Source organism: Azonexus hydrophilus, from assembly GCF_905120355.1.
Taxonomy (GTDB): Bacteria; Pseudomonadota; Gammaproteobacteria; order Burkholderiales; family Rhodocyclaceae; genus Azonexus.
The window spans coordinates 89,621-103,588 of sequence record NZ_CAJHOB010000003.1 but is presented as its reverse complement, the minus strand read 5'-3'; the positions used below and the strand labels follow the sequence as shown (position 1 = coordinate 103,588).

The 13,968-nt window shown below is 58.7% G+C and carries 14 protein-coding genes; 12 read left to right on the top strand and 2 right to left on the bottom strand.

The window, feature by feature from the left end; genetic code table 11:
* The first annotated feature begins 78 nt into the window (after window positions 1-78).
* The 12 genes from JYJ39_RS03200 (at window position 79) to motD (ending at window position 13,202) form a co-directional block, all read left to right on the top strand.
* Entirely contained in the window at window positions 79-1,047 is a 969-nt protein-coding gene (locus JYJ39_RS03200; RefSeq protein WP_205202020.1) for a chemotaxis protein, read from the top strand.
* 14 nt (window positions 1,048-1,061) lie between these two features.
* The gene (locus tag JYJ39_RS03195; RefSeq protein ID WP_205202019.1) at window positions 1,062-2,000 is read left to right on the top strand and encodes a chemotaxis protein; all 939 of its coding nucleotides are present in this window, start codon (window positions 1,062-1,064) and stop codon (window positions 1,998-2,000) included.
* A 22-nt stretch (window positions 2,001-2,022) separates the two neighbouring features.
* Complete coding sequence (gene cheY / locus JYJ39_RS03190; protein ID WP_205202018.1) at window positions 2,023-2,418, top strand: chemotaxis response regulator CheY; 396 nt, start codon at window positions 2,023-2,025, stop codon at window positions 2,416-2,418.
* A 9-nt stretch (window positions 2,419-2,427) separates the two neighbouring features.
* Window positions 2,428-3,258, top strand: coding sequence for a protein phosphatase CheZ (cheZ, locus tag JYJ39_RS03185; protein ID WP_205202016.1), 831 nt, complete (start codon window positions 2,428-2,430; stop codon window positions 3,256-3,258).
* Between the two features lie 13 nt (window positions 3,259-3,271).
* A complete protein-coding gene (locus JYJ39_RS03180; RefSeq protein ID WP_205202015.1) occupies window positions 3,272-5,146 on the top strand; it encodes a chemotaxis protein CheA in 1,875 nt (624 codons plus the stop codon).
* Between the two features lie 197 nt (window positions 5,147-5,343).
* Window positions 5,344-6,477 (top strand): flagellar biosynthesis protein FlhB, encoded by a 1,134-nt coding sequence (gene flhB, locus JYJ39_RS03175; RefSeq protein WP_205202014.1) that lies wholly within the window; start codon window positions 5,344-5,346, stop codon window positions 6,475-6,477.
* The gene (flhA, locus tag JYJ39_RS03170) at window positions 6,478-8,562 is read left to right on the top strand and encodes a flagellar biosynthesis protein FlhA (RefSeq protein WP_205202013.1); all 2,085 of its coding nucleotides are present in this window, start codon (window positions 6,478-6,480) and stop codon (window positions 8,560-8,562) included.
* Window positions 8,559-10,028, top strand: a complete 1,470-nt coding sequence (gene flhF / locus JYJ39_RS03165) for a flagellar biosynthesis protein FlhF (protein WP_205202012.1) — start codon at window positions 8,559-8,561, stop codon at window positions 10,026-10,028. Before flhA ends, flhF begins: the two co-directional genes overlap by 4 nt.
* Complete coding sequence (locus tag JYJ39_RS03160) at window positions 10,021-10,905, top strand: MinD/ParA family ATP-binding protein (protein ID WP_205202011.1); 885 nt, start codon at window positions 10,021-10,023, stop codon at window positions 10,903-10,905. Before flhF ends, JYJ39_RS03160 begins: the two co-directional genes overlap by 8 nt.
* Window positions 10,905-11,660, top strand: coding sequence for an RNA polymerase sigma factor FliA (locus tag JYJ39_RS03155; RefSeq protein ID WP_205202010.1), 756 nt, complete (start codon window positions 10,905-10,907; stop codon window positions 11,658-11,660). The genes JYJ39_RS03160 and JYJ39_RS03155 overlap by 1 nt, the downstream gene beginning before the upstream one ends.
* Entirely contained in the window at window positions 11,653-12,393 is a 741-nt protein-coding gene (locus JYJ39_RS03150) for a flagellar motor protein (protein WP_205202009.1), read from the top strand. The genes JYJ39_RS03155 and JYJ39_RS03150 overlap by 8 nt, the downstream gene beginning before the upstream one ends.
* Complete coding sequence (gene motD / locus JYJ39_RS03145; protein ID WP_205202007.1) at window positions 12,393-13,202, top strand: flagellar motor protein MotD; 810 nt, start codon at window positions 12,393-12,395, stop codon at window positions 13,200-13,202. The genes JYJ39_RS03150 and motD overlap by 1 nt, the downstream gene beginning before the upstream one ends.
* On the opposite strand, the gene JYJ39_RS03140 is transcribed toward motD, so the two are convergent.
* Window positions 13,199-13,669 (bottom strand): flagella synthesis protein FlgN, encoded by a 471-nt coding sequence (locus JYJ39_RS03140; RefSeq protein ID WP_205202005.1) that lies wholly within the window; start codon window positions 13,667-13,669, stop codon window positions 13,199-13,201. The genes motD and JYJ39_RS03140 overlap by 4 nt on opposite strands.
* Window positions 13,669-13,947 (bottom strand): flagellar biosynthesis anti-sigma factor FlgM, encoded by a 279-nt coding sequence (gene flgM / locus JYJ39_RS03135; protein WP_205202003.1) that lies wholly within the window; start codon window positions 13,945-13,947, stop codon window positions 13,669-13,671. Before flgM ends, JYJ39_RS03140 begins: the two co-directional genes overlap by 1 nt.
* Window positions 13,948-13,968: the final 21 nt, after the last annotated feature.

Below are 13,968 nucleotides of genomic sequence, written 5' to 3'. Positions count from 1 at the left end.
ACGTGGTAATTTTGCCGCCAATCCAGCTTCTGGAGCGGCGTTTCGCCGTCAGATCAGGCGGGTGGCGAGGAATTGGAAATGTCAGAACTTTTAAAAAATATTGATGCGCGAACCAAGCTGGCAGGGACCAACAAGCTGGAAATCCTGCTGTTTTTCCTCGGCGTGGATCAACGGACTGGGCGCCGTGAAACCTACGGCATCAATGTCTTCAAAGTGCGCGAGGTGATGCGTACGCCGCAGATTACCGCTGCTCCGGAAATGCCGCCTTCGGTTGAGGGAATGGTGAGTCTGCGTGGGGCGCTGGTGCCGGTGATCGATCTGGCGAAGTACACGGGAATTGCAGCCGAAACGCCGCGTGAAATCATGATCGTTACGGAATATAACGGTCATACGCAGGGTTTTCTGGTCGAAGGGGTGGATACGATCCTGCGCCTGGACTGGAGCAAGATGCGTGTTCCCCCGGAAATGCTGATGGCGCAGACGGGCGGTTTGGTGACTGCGGTGACCGAGCTGGAGGATAACCGTCTGGTGATGATGATGGACGTTGAGAAGGTACTCGCGGAAACCACCAGCATCGACAACGAAATCATGTTCCGTAGCGTGGTCCAGATTGATCGTCCGGACATGACGGTCTTTTACTGTGATGATTCCAGTGTGGCCCGCAAGCAGATCGAGCGTACCCTTGAAACCATGGGGGTCAAGGGGATGTCTGCGGTGAATGGGCGGCAGTTGTGGGATGAAATGGAAAAAGTGGCGGCTTATGCCAAAACCCAGAACCGGGCACCATCCGATTTCATCAATTTGATCCTGACAGATATTGAAATGCCGGAAATGGATGGCTACATCCTGACCAAAAAGATCAAATCCGATCCGCGTTTCTCCAATATTCCGGTGATCATGCATTCCTCTTTGTCCGGAATGTCGAACCAGAAGCTGGGGCAATCGGTCGGGGTGGATGAATATGTGCCCAAATTCGAACCGCAGCGCTTGTCGGAAACCTTGATGCGACGCTTGGGCGTTGACCAGGACGCGGCGGTTGGCGGCTAAGCGGGGAGAATCTAATGAATCTGGTCGAAAACAAGAATTTGCTGGACAGTGTGGATGCCCGTACGCGCCTGGCAGGGTCCAACAAGATGGAAATTCTCCTGTTCAATCTGGGAACACGGGAAGTTTTTGGCATCAACGTTTTCAAGGTGCGCGAAGTCGGGCGCACCCCGCACATCACCAGAACGCCCAACATGCCGCGCGGTGTCGAAGGCCTGATTTCCCTGCGCGGTAATGTGATACCGGTCCTGTCGTTGGCTTCCTTCCTGCAACTCGACGATGTGCCGGCGGGTTTGGGGAAGTCCATGATGGTGGCGGAGTACTCCAAACGTACCCTGGGTTTTCTGGTGCATGAGGTGGACCGCATCATCCGCGTGGACTGGGATCGGGTGAAGGCGCCGGAAAGTGTGCTGACTGCCAATCAGGGGCTGATCACTGCGGTGATTGAGCTTGAGAACGGTGGTTTGGTGTCGATCCTTGATGTCGAGCAGATCCTGGCCAATGCCTTCGGCGAGGCGATGATTGTCGATATTCCGCCAGCGCAGGTGGATGAAGATACCAATGTGTTTTTTGTCGATGATTCCGTCGTTGCCCGGCGCAAAATTGCCGAAGTCCTGGACAAGCTCGGGGTGCGGCACAAACATGCGACCAATGGCATGGAGGCCTGGACCCGACTGCAGGGCATCGCTGCGCATACCCAGCAGATCAAGGGTAATTTGCGCGACGAAATCCGCCTCATTCTGGTCGACGCAGAAATGCCGGAGATGGATGGCTATGTCCTGACCAAGAACATCAAGGCGGACCCGCGATTTGAAGGGGTGCCCGTGGTGATGCACTCTTCGCTTTCTTCGGAAGCCAACCGGGCGATGGGGAAAGCGGTCGGGGTTGATGCCTACGTGGCAAAATTCGACGCGGAAGCCCTGGCGGACACGCTGCGGCCGCTGATTGAACGATAAAACTGATTCTCTGGAGAGCTGAATGGCTGCCGATCCCAAAACCAGATTTCTGGTGGTGGATGATTTTTCCACCATGCGCCGAATTGTGCGCAATTTGCTGAAGGAACTTGGCTTTACCAACGTCGATGAAGCTGAAGATGGCGCTATTGCCCTGCAGAAACTGCAAGGCGGTGGTTTTGAATTTGTGGTGACGGACTGGAACATGCCCAACATGGATGGTCTGACCCTGCTGCAGACCATACGCGCCACGCCGGCACTGAAACATTTGCCGGTGCTGATGATTACGGCCGAGGCCAAGAAGGAAAACATCATTGCAGCGGCGCAGGCCGGTGCAAGTGGTTATATCGTCAAGCCATTCACCGCCGGTACCCTGTCGGAGAAGCTGGGCAAGATTTTTGAAAAGTACGGACAGGCCTGAGGACCAGCCATGTCAGCAAGTAACGATTCTGCCGATCTCGAAGCGCTGTTTGATTCCATTGCTACGGATTACCACGTGCCGCCAGAGCCCGCGCCGGCACCTCCTGCACCGACTGCCAGCATACCCAGCATCGGTGACAGCGATGAATTGCAGGCGCTGTTCGACAGTGTTGCTGCCGAGGCGCCGCAGCCGGCTGACGACCCCGTCGCCGCAGCGGAAGCAACCTGGCCACAGCAGGAGGACGTGTTCAAGCGCGTGGGCCATATGGCGCGGTCGCTGCATGACACCTTGTCGCAGCTTGGCTACGACAAGCTGATCGAAAAGACGGTGTCGACGTTGCCGGATGCCCAGGACCGCCTGGCCTATGTGGCCAACCTGACGGAGCAGGCTGCCTGTCGCGTCCTCAATGCGACAGACATAGCCTTGCCGCTCGTGGATCAGGTCGAGGCGCAAGCCAGACAAATTGCCGAGCGCTGGGACAAGGTGTTTGCGAACCAGTTGCCGGTGGCGGAATTTCGGCAGCTGGCCATTGATTCACGGCAATTTCTCGGCCAGGATCTGCCGGCAAAAACCAGCGCGACCCATGCCCAGCTGACTGAAATCATGATGGCGCAGGATTTTCAGGACCTTACCGGCCAGGTGATCAAGAAAATCGTCGCGCTGGCGCAGGAGCTTGAGAGCGGTTTGATGGGCCTGCTGCTCGATGTTGTACCGGAAGAGCGCAAGACGGAGCAGGTCACTTCGCTGATGAATGGCCCTGTGGTGAACGCTGATGGACGCACCGATGTTGTCGTAAACCAGGCGCAGGTGGACGATCTGCTGGATAGCCTGGGGTTCTGATAAGGAGCAGAAAATGAGTGACTTTGCTGGAATGGAAGACCTCCTGCAGGATTTTCTGCAGGAAGCCCACGATCTGCTGTCCGATGTCGACAACAAACTCGTTGAGTTGGAGAAAACCCCCGAGGACACCGGGTTGCTCAATGACATTTTTCGCGGTTTTCACACCGTCAAGGGGGGCGCGGGTTTTCTCAACGCCAGCGAACTGGTGACCCTGTGCCACCTGACGGAGAATCTGTTTGATCGCCTGCGCAATGGCGAGCTGGAACTGACTTCCGAATTGATGGATGTCATCATGGACGCCACCCGCGGGGTGCGTGACATGTTTGGCGAATTGGGGCAGGGCGTGCAACCGCAGCCCGCCGATGCGCACATCATCAATGCCCTGAAGGCCGCCCTGTCCGGTGAAGTAGTGGCAGCAGCGCCGGCGCCTGAGCCCGCAACAGTAGCGGCAGCGCATGTCGGCGAGCCGGACTGGAATCAACTGCAGGCGGCGGTCAATGGTGAGGTCGTGCCGGCCGAGCTGGTGGTCAAGGAGAGCGCGCCGGCTCCGGCGTCTGCGCCAGTGGGAGGTGTGACGCCGGTTCCGGCAACGCCGCCTTCGCCGTTCGGTCGTCGTACCAGTGACCGGCCCGCGAACAAGACTGCAGCGCAGGCGCGCCGGGTGGAAGATCGCAACCGTGAGAACACCATCCGGGTTGATACCTCGCGCCTTGACCAAGTACTGAATCTGTCCGGTGAAATTGGCTTGACCAAGAATCGCCTGACCAGCTTGCGAGCGGACATCATTGCCGGCAAGAACGATTCGGAAACCTTGCACGCGCTGGATCAGGCCGTCAGCCAGCTCGACTTGCTGGTCTCCGATCTGCAGAACTCGGTCATGAAGACCCGCATGCAGCCGATTGGCCGTCTGTTCCAGAAATATCCGCGCATTGCTCGCGACCTTGCCCGCCAGTTGGGCAAGGATGTCGAGCTGGTGCTCGCTGGTGAGGAAACCGAAGTCGATAAGACGATGATCGAGGATCTGGCCGATCCATTGATTCACTTGATTCGCAACGCAGTCGATCACGGCGTGGAAATGCCCGAGGAGCGCGCTGCGGTGGGTAAGCCGACCAAGAGTCTGGTGCGCCTGGAGGCCCGGCAGGAGGGCGATCACATCGTCCTGATCATCGCTGACGATGGCAAGGGAATGAGCGCCGAACGTATCCGCGCCAAGGCAGTGGAGAAAGGTCTGATCAGCGAGGAAGAAGCCAATACGCTGGATGAGCGGCAAAGTCTGAGCCTGATCCTGCTGCCGGGTTTCTCGACCAAAACGGATATTTCCGATGTATCCGGGCGCGGCGTCGGCATGGATGTGGTCAAGACCAACATCCAGAAGCTCAACGGTTCTGTCGAAATCCGCTCGGAGCCGGGCAAGGGGTCTGTGTTCCTGATCTCGCTGCCGCTGACCCTGGCGATTCTGCCGGTACTGCTGGTGCTGCTTGGCGATCAGCCGTTTGCCCTGCCCTTGTCGCTGGTGCGTGAAATCCTGCCGATCGATCAGGACAAGATTCAGGAGGTTGGTGGTCGGCATACCCTGGTGGTTCGGGGTGAAGTGCTGCCGGTGATTTCCCTGGCCAAACTGCTTGGCTGGCCACAGAACCGCAAGCCGGAATACGGGGTGTTCATGCAGACTGCAGAACGCAGTTTCATCCTCGGAGTGGACAGTTTTGCCGGCCGTGACGATGCGGTGATCAAATCCCTGGAAGATTTCCGTCCGAAGGGCGTGGCCGGGGTGACGACCCTTTCCAATGGTCAGATCGTGCTCATCCTGGACATGAAGGAATTGCTTTCCGACATGGGCCAGCATGGAGATTCCGGTTTGGTCGTCCGGCATTTCGATTTTGCCTGAGGCTGCAGTCGAAAACTGTCTGACTGAAAATTTCGGGTTATTGATTCATGGTGGGGGCGTCAGCCCCCATTCCTTTGTCGTGCCTGACCTTGTTTCTGCAGTGTGCATCAACCTAGAATCCGCCTAAAAAAGTGACGCTACCTGTTTAATTTTCTTGGTTTTTTTCTATAATACGGCCACCGGTATAGAAAAACACCATGGCAGAAGACAGCGACCTCGAAAAAACCGAAGAGCCTACAGGCAGGCGACTCGAACAGGCACGGGAAAAGGGGCAGGTTCCCCAGTCTCGTGAGTTGGGGACGTTTGTCATCCTGATTACCGCTGCCGCCATGCTGTGGATGATGGGGGGCTGGTTCATGGCCCGGATTCTGGAGTTGATGCGGCAGTCCCTGATCGTCGATCCGAAGTATTTTCTCGAGCCAAATCTGATGGTGACGCGCTTTGCCAGCCTGTTTGGTGACTCGCTGCTGGTGTTGGCGCCACTCTTCGTGGGCTTGGTGGTGGCATCGTTGCTGCCGCCGTTCTTCCTCAATGCCTGGGTGTTTGCGCCCAAGAAGCTGATGCCGGAATTGAACCGGATGAATCCGATCGCCGGCATCGGCCGCATGTTTTCGTGGAACAGCTTGATGGAGCTGGGCAAGGCCGTGCTCAAGGCGACTCTGGTCGGCGGTGTGGCGGTGCTGCTGATCAGCCATCAGCGTGACGAAATTTTTGGCCTGCTGGCCGAGCCTCTGGAAAAAGGGCTGGCGCACGCCGGGCAGATGATCCTCTTTTCTTTCATGATGCTGGTGCTGACCTTGTTCCTTGTCGTTGCCGCCGATGTTCCCTTCCAGCTCTGGCAACATTTCAAACAGCTCAAAATGAGCAAGGAAGAAGTCAAGCAGGAAATGAAGGAAATGATGGGTGACCCGCACGTCAAGGGTCGGATTCGCAGCCTGCAGATGCAGGCTGCGCGCAAGCGCATGATGCAGGCGGTACCGCAAGCGGATGTGATCGTGACCAACCCGACGCACTATGCCGTAGCGCTGGCTTACAAGGCGGGTATGGGAGCCCCCAAGGTGCTGGCCAAAGGCGTGGGCGAGGTGGCGCTGAAAATTCGTGAACTGGGTGCTGCGCATGCCGTGCCGATGCTTGAGGCGCCGCCGCTGGCGCGTGCTCTGTACAAGCACGCCGAGCTTGATCAGGAAATTCCGGCGGCGCTGTACAACGCTGTGGCCGAGGTCCTGGCCTACGTCTATCAGCTGGCAAACTGGCGAGCGCAGGGGGGCGACTATCCCAGCATGCCGCGCAATTTGCCCGTGCCGCCGGAACTGGTGCCGGAGGGTGCGTAAATGGCGGCGGGATCCATGAACCTTCAGGGTATCGTCGGCCGACTCGGGGCCAGCCAGTTGGCCGCGCCAATTCTGATCATCATGGTCCTGGCCATGATGGTGCTGCCGCTGCCGCCGTTCCTGCTGGACATCCTGTTCACCTTCAATATTGCGGTTGCGGTGCTGGTGTTGATGGTGGCGGTGGATACCAAAAAAACGCTGGATTTTTCGGTGTTTCCGACCGTGCTGCTGGTCACCACGCTGCTGCGTCTGGCACTCAACGTGGCTTCGACGCGGGTGGTGCTGATGCATGGTCATAACGGGCCTGATGCAGCGGGCAAGGTGATCGAGGCCTTTGGCGAGTTTCTGGTGGGCGGCAGTTTTGCCATCGGGATCATCGTGTTCCTGATCCTGGTGGTGATCAATTTCATGGTGATTACCAAGGGTGCGGGACGGGTCGCCGAAGTGTCGGCCCGTTTCACTCTGGATGCCATGCCGGGCAAGCAGATGGCAATTGACGCCGACCTGAATGCCGGTCTGATCGGTGAGGACGAGGCGCGACAACGGCGTCAGGATGTGGCGCGCGAATCCGAATTTTTCGGTTCGATGGACGGTGCTTCGAAATTCGTACGGGGTGATGCCATTGCCGGGATCATCATCACCTTGATCAATATTTTTGGCGGCTTGGTCATTGGTGTGGCTCAGCATGACATGGCGGTCGGCGAAGCCGCGCAGGTCTATGTGCTGTTGGCAATCGGTGATGGTCTGGTGGCGCAGATTCCAGGTCTGGTGATTTCCATCGCCGCGGGTCTGGTCGTGACGCGTGTCAGCGATGAGCGCGAAATGGGCGAGCAGTTCAGTGACCAGATGTTCAATGACCGCAAGGTCATGGCAATCACTGCCGGTATCATTGCCCTGCTCGGCATCATTCCGGGTATGCCTAACCTGGTGTTCCTGCTGATTGCGGGCGGCCTGGCCTGGATGGCCTGGAAGGTGGCGCAGAAACAACAGGCACTCACTGAAACACCGGTACAGGTGGCGCCGCCACCGGCGCCGGAGCAGGTGGATGCGAGCTGGAATGATGTGGCGCCGTTGGATGTGCTGGGCCTGGAAGTGGGGTACCGGCTCATTCCATTGGTGGACAAGACGCAGGATGGTGAGTTGTTGCGCCGCATTCGCGGCATTCGCAAGAAATTTGCCCAGGAAGTGGGCTTTCTTGTTTCTCCGGTTCACATTCGTGACAACCTGGAATTGAAGCCCAATGCGTACCGGATTCTGCTCAAGGGAGTTGAGCTGGGAACAGGTGAGTCCTACGCCGGCCACTTCCTGGCGATCAACCCGGGGAGGGTGGCTGGAACACTGAATGGCACGGCGACCACCGATCCGGCATTCGGTTTGCCAGCAATCTGGATTGACATTGCGCAGCGTGATCAGGCGCAGGCGTTTGGCTACACCGTGGTCGATGCGTCGACAGTGGTCGCAACGCATCTGAACCACCTGATACTGACGCACGCTGGCGAGTTGCTCGGACGCCAGGAAGTGCAGCAGCTACTTGACCATCTGGCCAAGGAAATGCCCAAGCTGGTCGAAGATCTGGTGCCGAAAATCCTGCCGCTGGGGGTGCTGCAGAAAGTGCTGCAGGGCCTGCTGGAAGAAGGCGTCGCCATCCGCGATATGCGCACCATCATCGAAACCGTTGCCGATCATGCGCCGCGCACGCAGAGCCCGGATGATCTCATCAGCCAGGTGCGTCTGGCGCTCGGGCGGGCTATCGCGCAGCAGTTGTTCCCCGGAAACAGTGACATGCAAGTCATGTCGCTCGACCCGACCCTCGAGCGTCTACTGGCACAAGCGGTTGCCGGCGGTTCGGAAAATACCAGTTTTGAGCCCGGGCTTGCGGATACATTGGTGCGCGAGGCAGCCACTGCCAGCAGCCGGCAGGAAAGCCTGGGGTTGCCTCCCGTTCTCCTGGTGCCCGGCAGCCTGCGCCTGTTGCTCTCCCGTTTCCTGCGACGCAGCATTCCGCAACTGAAGGTGCTGGCGCACAACGAAATTCCAGAAAATCGCATCATCAAGGTGACCTCGATCATCGGAGGTAAAGCATGAACGTCAGAAAATTTATCGCAGCCAATGCCCGTGACGCATTCCGTAAAGTGAAGGAAAGTCTGGGCAACGATGCCATCATCCTGTCCAATCGGGGTGTGCCCGGTGGGGTGGAAATCATGGCAGTAGCGGCACGCGACATGGCGATGATCGTACCCAATGGAGGTGTGGGTGACACCCTGGCGGTGCGCAACGAGCGTAACGACTATGCGGCGGCTGCACCGCAGGTGCCGGATGAAGATTACCGGGTGCTGCTGAGTACCGCGCGGGCACGGGTCAGCGGGGCGGCGGGTGCGGTGCCGAGCAAACCGGCGATGCATGCAGCTCTGTACCAGGCGCAGGCGGAACAGGCGGCCCCGGCCCGCCGGCCAGCGGTAACGCCGCCAGCCCGCCCGGCGGCACCGGTCAACGCCAGTATTCCACGCACAGGCGCCCTGCGGCAGCCGGAAACGGCGCGTCCGAATCCGCCGGCGGCGCCCGCCCGACCAGCGGCAGCGCCACGCAAGAACGAGGCAGAGGTCGTGCCGCAAGCCGTGATGGATGAAATCCGCTCGCTGCGGCGTATCGTCGAACAGCACCTGGCAGGTTTTGCCTGGGGGGAGACAGCGCGCTCCGAACCGGTAAAGACCGAGGTGCTGCGGCAGATGCTCGATGCAGGCTTTTCTCCGCAATTGTCGCGGGAATTGTTGCAGGACCTGCCGCCGGAAATGGATGTTGGCCAGGCGCTGGCCTGGGTGAAGGGCGTCGCGGATCGGGTGTTGCTGACCATGCATGCTGAAAATGACATTGTTGATCGAGGCGGCGTCTATGCGCTGGTTGGTCCGACTGGCGTAGGCAAGACCACGACCACCGCCAAACTCGCTGCCCGCTGCGTGCTGCGCCATGGGCCGAGCAAAGTGGCGCTGGTGACGACCGATGGCTATCGTATTGGTGCGCATGAGCAACTGAAGATTTATGGCCGCATCCTGGGGGTGCCGGTGTATCTGGTGAAGGATGCGCTGGAGTTGCGGCAGACTTTGAACGAGTTGCAACATAAGCATATGGTGTTGATCGACACCATGGGCATGAGCCAGAAAGACAAACTGGTGCCGGAAATGACCGACATGCTGGCGGGTTGCGATGTGCAGCGCCTCCTGGTGCTGGCCTCGACTTCGCGCGGCGACACTCTGGACGATGTGCTGCGTGCCTACGCCGGTGACTTGCTGGCGGGGTGCATCCTGAGCAAGATCGACGAGGCAGCGAGTCTGGCGACGCCGCTCGATGTCATCATGCGGCATGCCCTGCCGCTGTTCTATGTGTCCAATGGCCAGCGGGTGCCGGAAGACCTGCACCTGCCCAATCGCAGCTATCTTCTGCACCGCGCGTTCAAGGATGTGCCGGAGAATTCGCCGCACAAATTCACCGGTGTCGAACCCGGGTTGCTGATGGCCAATGCCGGCCTGGTTGCCGCAGGAGGTCGCCGTGGCTGATTTCCGTGTGGATCAGGCGGCGGGTCTGCGCCGCATGCTGGGCGGGGGCGGGCTACAGGTGATCACCTTCGTCGCTGGCTGCGAAGGTGTCGGGCGCAGTTCGGCCATTGCCAATCTGGGCGTGGCGCTGGCGCGTCTGGGGCGGGAAGTGCTGATCATCGACGAACACGGCCCTGGTGATGATGTGGCCAGCGCACTTGGTGTCCAGGCAAGCTACGACCTCCTGCATGTACTGCAACGCGAGCTGCCACTGGCCCGGGTGTTGCTCAAACCAATGCAAGGCCTGTCCATTCTTCCGGCTGCGCGCGCAGTGCACAAACTAGGGCGGCTGTCACTCAAGCAGCAACAGATTTTGCTCGATGCGATGTCCGATCAGGCGCGTCCGGTCGATGTCATCCTGGTTGACGCCAGCATGAGCCATCCCACCGGCTTTTCGCCCTTCGGCCTGGCCTCACGTGAAACCGTGGTGGTTCTCTCGGGCAGCAGTGCCTCGATTACCGAGGCCTATTCCCTGATCAAGAAAGTCAGCCAGCTATATTCGCGCCGGCACTTCCGGATACTGGTCAACAAGGTGCGTCAGCCTGAAGACGCACGCTCCATCTATGAAAATATTGCGCAGGTCGCTCGCCAGCGCGGGGTGGCCAGCCTGGATTTCGCCGGTGCCATTCCTTACGACGATGCACTGAAGATGGCGGGCCAGATGGCGCGTCCGGTGCTGTTGCAGGCGCCGGATTCGACTGCCGCGCTGGCGTTCCGTGATCTCGCCGCAGATATTCAGTACTGGCAGCAGACACCCGGTGGAGACGGGGTCCAGCATTTCATGCAGCAACTGTTACACTTGAGCCAACGTTTAACACCAAGTCTTTTGCGAGCCTGATGTACACCCCTGCCGGGCAACCTAACCGAGATGAACTCGTCCAGCGCTTCACGCCGCTGGTCAAGCGCGTGGCCTTTCACCTGATGGGGCGTCTGCCCGCCAATGTGCTGGTCGATGATCTGGTGCAGAACGGCATGCTCGGCTTGCTGGATGCACTGGACCGTTTTGAGGAAGGGTTCGGTGCCCAGTTCGAAACCTATGCGACACAACGCATCCGTGGGGCGATGCTGGATGGCTTGCGGGCCAATGACTGGTTGCCGCGGACTTTGCGCCGCGAAATGCGGCGGGTTGAGGATGTGCTCAACCGACTCGAACACGAACATGGTCGCGTGCCCTCGGAGCAGGAGCTGGCCGATGCCATGGCGATGCCACTCGCCGATTACCAGCGCCTGCTGCAGGATGCTCGCGGCCACCAGATCCTTTACTACGAGGATTTTGGTGGCGATGACGGTGAGGATTTCTTCGAACGCCATCTGGTCGACCGTTCAGGTGACCCGTCCGCTCTCCTGGAGGACAAGAACCTGCGGGAAAATCTGGCGCGGGCCATTGGCCGTCTGCCCGAGCGTGAGCAACTGATGATGGCGCTCTATTACGAGCAGGACCTCAATTTGCGCGAAATTGGCGAAGTGATGGGGGTGTCAGAATCCCGCGTCTGTCAGATTCACAGTCAGGCAGTGGCGCGTTTGCGCGCTCAACTGCTGGGTGATGTGCAGTCAGTGGCAAAGAAACGGAACAAGGAGAAGACGCTTGGATAAGCTCAGTTTTGCCGGCTTGGTCATTGGCCTGGTCGCAATTCTCGGCGGCCAGGTGCTGGAAGGCGGGCATGTTTCTTCCCTGCTGCAGCCGACGGCATTTTTGATTGTGGTGGGCGGCACCCTCGGTGCGGTTCTGCTGCAAACTCCTTTTGTGGTCTTCAAACAAGGTGTGAGTATGGCGACATGGGCCTTCAAGCCGCCTGTGATCGAACAGAAGCGCATCATCGATCAGGTCATGCAGTGGAGTCAGTTGTCGCGCCGTGAGGGGTTGCTGGCCTTGGAGAATTTTGTGCCCGCCATCAAGGATCCATTTACCCGGAAAGGTCTGCAGTTGCTGGTTGATGGGGCCGATCCGGAGCGTATTCGATCGCTGCTGGAAGTGGATGTCGATTGTTTTGAAGAGGCGCATAAGCAAGCCGCCAAGATATGGGAGTCCGCGGGTGGTTATTCACCGACCATCGGCATTCTCGGTGCGGTGATGGGGTTGATCCACGTGATGGAAAACCTGTCCGATCCGAGCAAGCTGGGGGCAGGGATTGCGGTGGCCTTCGTGGCCACCATTTATGGGGTGGGGCTGGCCAATCTGATCTATCTGCCCATTGCCGGTAAGCTGAAATACTATGTCTCACGCATGGTTGCGGCCAGGGAAATGGTGATCGACGGACTAGTCGGTATTGCTGTCGGAGATAACCCACGCATCATCGAGAGCAGGTTGCGAGGGTATCTGCGCTGATGGGCCGGCGCAGGAAACAGGAAGAAGAACACGAGAACCACGAGCGCTGGCTGGTTTCCTACGCCGATTTCATTACCCTCCTGTTTGCTTTTTTTGTCGTCATGTATGCCTTGTCATCAATCAATGAAGGCAAGTACAAGGTGCTTTCCGATTCCTTGGTCAACGCCTTCAAGAATTCCACGGCGCAAGATGGGGGGCAGCCGATCGTTGTCATGCAGGGAGCGCCCATTGTGCTACCCAAGCCAATCGTGAAAGCGGATGCGGCGCCGGAAAACAGGGCGAAAGAGGCTGCTCGCGGGGTGCAACGGGAAAAAATGCGCAATGTCGCGAGTGATATCATGCGCGCGCTGCAGCCCCTGGTGGCGCAAGGCAAGGTGCGCCTGCTTGAAACCAGTCGGGGGGTGACCATCGAAATCAACGATAGCGTGTTGTTCGCGCCGGGGCAGGCGCGTTTGCAGACTCAGTCGAATCAGGCCCTGGGGGCCGTAGCCGAGGTGCTGGCAGATTCCGATTTTCCCATCACCATCGAAGGCCATACCGATAACGTACCGATTGCGACCGTACAGTTTCCGTCGAATTGGGAATTGTCGGCAGTACGCGCCACGACGGTGCTGCGGCTGTTCAATGAGCGTGGGGTGGGCGCCGAGCGTTTGACAGCAATTGGTTACGGTGAGACGCGGCCGGTGGAAACGAACATCACGGCTGAAGGCCGGGCGCGCAACCGCCGGGTAAGTATCCTGATCGATTCCGAGCGGCCGGAAGAACCGATGGAGTTGGGAGCAAAAGCGATCTCCGGGGGAGCGCCTTAGGCAGAGTCAACGATGCGGCTGCCGGAAAAGCACGAGGTCTGACCGTCGCTGCCATATACGGCGGTGCTTTGCTGACGTTGCATGAGGATGTCGAGCGCTGCTTCCGTCCTTGCCAGGTGTTTGTTCAGCAGATCCTGGTTTTCCAGATGCAGTGCCTTGGCTTGCTGTGCTATGTGAAGCGTGGTTTGCCAGAGTGCGGCAAGTTCCGTCGCGTGCGGCTGAGGTTGTTGTTCCAGCCAGTGTTGCATGTCGGTACGAGAGGTTTTGCCCGCGGCGCAGCCAATCAACACCGTACGTTCATTTTCGATTCGATTCAGTTCATCAATCAACGGTTGCTTGCGCGCTACGATTGAGCCTAGCTCGTCAGCAGCGGCGGACAGCAACACGCTCTGCTCTTCCTTGAGCAGATCAAGAAACCGGGTGATCAGGTCGGTTTCCCTGAGCAGGAGCGATTTTGCCGGGTGCATCAGGCCTGACGGTGCTTGCTGATCATTTCGCGGGCGGTATCAAGCAACCGGTCAGCAATGGCTTCCGGATTGATCTTGAAGCGGCCTTGGGCGATGGCTTCCTTGATTTCGGCAATTTTTGCGTTATTCGTTGGCGCCGGTGCCGAGCCGACGGCCACTGATTCACGCGAACTCAGGCTGACGGATTCCTGACGGTTTTCCGGTTTGTCGGTGGTTTTTGCCGGTGTGGCATTGGGGCGAACCAGGTTCGCCGCGTAAGGGGTGGATTCGATTTTCATGATATTGCTCGCTTAACTTTT

Excerpts from the sequence above, each read along its gene's own strand:
- motD (WP_205202007.1), top strand. The coding sequence starts at position 12,393 with ATGGGCCGGCGCAGGAAACAGGAAGAAGAACACGAGAACCACGAGCGC.
- JYJ39_RS03195 (WP_205202019.1), top strand. The coding sequence starts at position 1,062 with ATGAATCTGGTCGAAAACAAGAATTTGCTGGACAGTGTGGATGCCCGT.
- JYJ39_RS03200 (WP_205202020.1), top strand. The coding sequence starts at position 79 with ATGTCAGAACTTTTAAAAAATATTGATGCGCGAACCAAGCTGGCAGGG.
- JYJ39_RS03155 (WP_205202010.1), top strand. The coding sequence starts at position 10,905 with ATGTACACCCCTGCCGGGCAACCTAACCGAGATGAACTCGTCCAGCGC.
- flhF (WP_205202012.1), top strand. The coding sequence starts at position 8,559 with ATGAACGTCAGAAAATTTATCGCAGCCAATGCCCGTGACGCATTCCGT.
- cheY (WP_205202018.1), top strand. The coding sequence starts at position 2,023 with ATGGCTGCCGATCCCAAAACCAGATTTCTGGTGGTGGATGATTTTTCC.
- JYJ39_RS03180 (WP_205202015.1), top strand. The coding sequence starts at position 3,272 with ATGAGTGACTTTGCTGGAATGGAAGACCTCCTGCAGGATTTTCTGCAG.
- flhB (WP_205202014.1), top strand. The coding sequence starts at position 5,344 with ATGGCAGAAGACAGCGACCTCGAAAAAACCGAAGAGCCTACAGGCAGG.
- flhA (WP_205202013.1), top strand. The coding sequence starts at position 6,478 with ATGGCGGCGGGATCCATGAACCTTCAGGGTATCGTCGGCCGACTCGGG.
- cheZ (WP_205202016.1), top strand. The coding sequence starts at position 2,428 with ATGTCAGCAAGTAACGATTCTGCCGATCTCGAAGCGCTGTTTGATTCC.
- JYJ39_RS03140 (WP_205202005.1), bottom strand. The coding sequence starts at position 13,669 with ATGCACCCGGCAAAATCGCTCCTGCTCAGGGAAACCGACCTGATCACC.
- flgM (WP_205202003.1), bottom strand. The coding sequence starts at position 13,947 with ATGAAAATCGAATCCACCCCTTACGCGGCGAACCTGGTTCGCCCCAAT.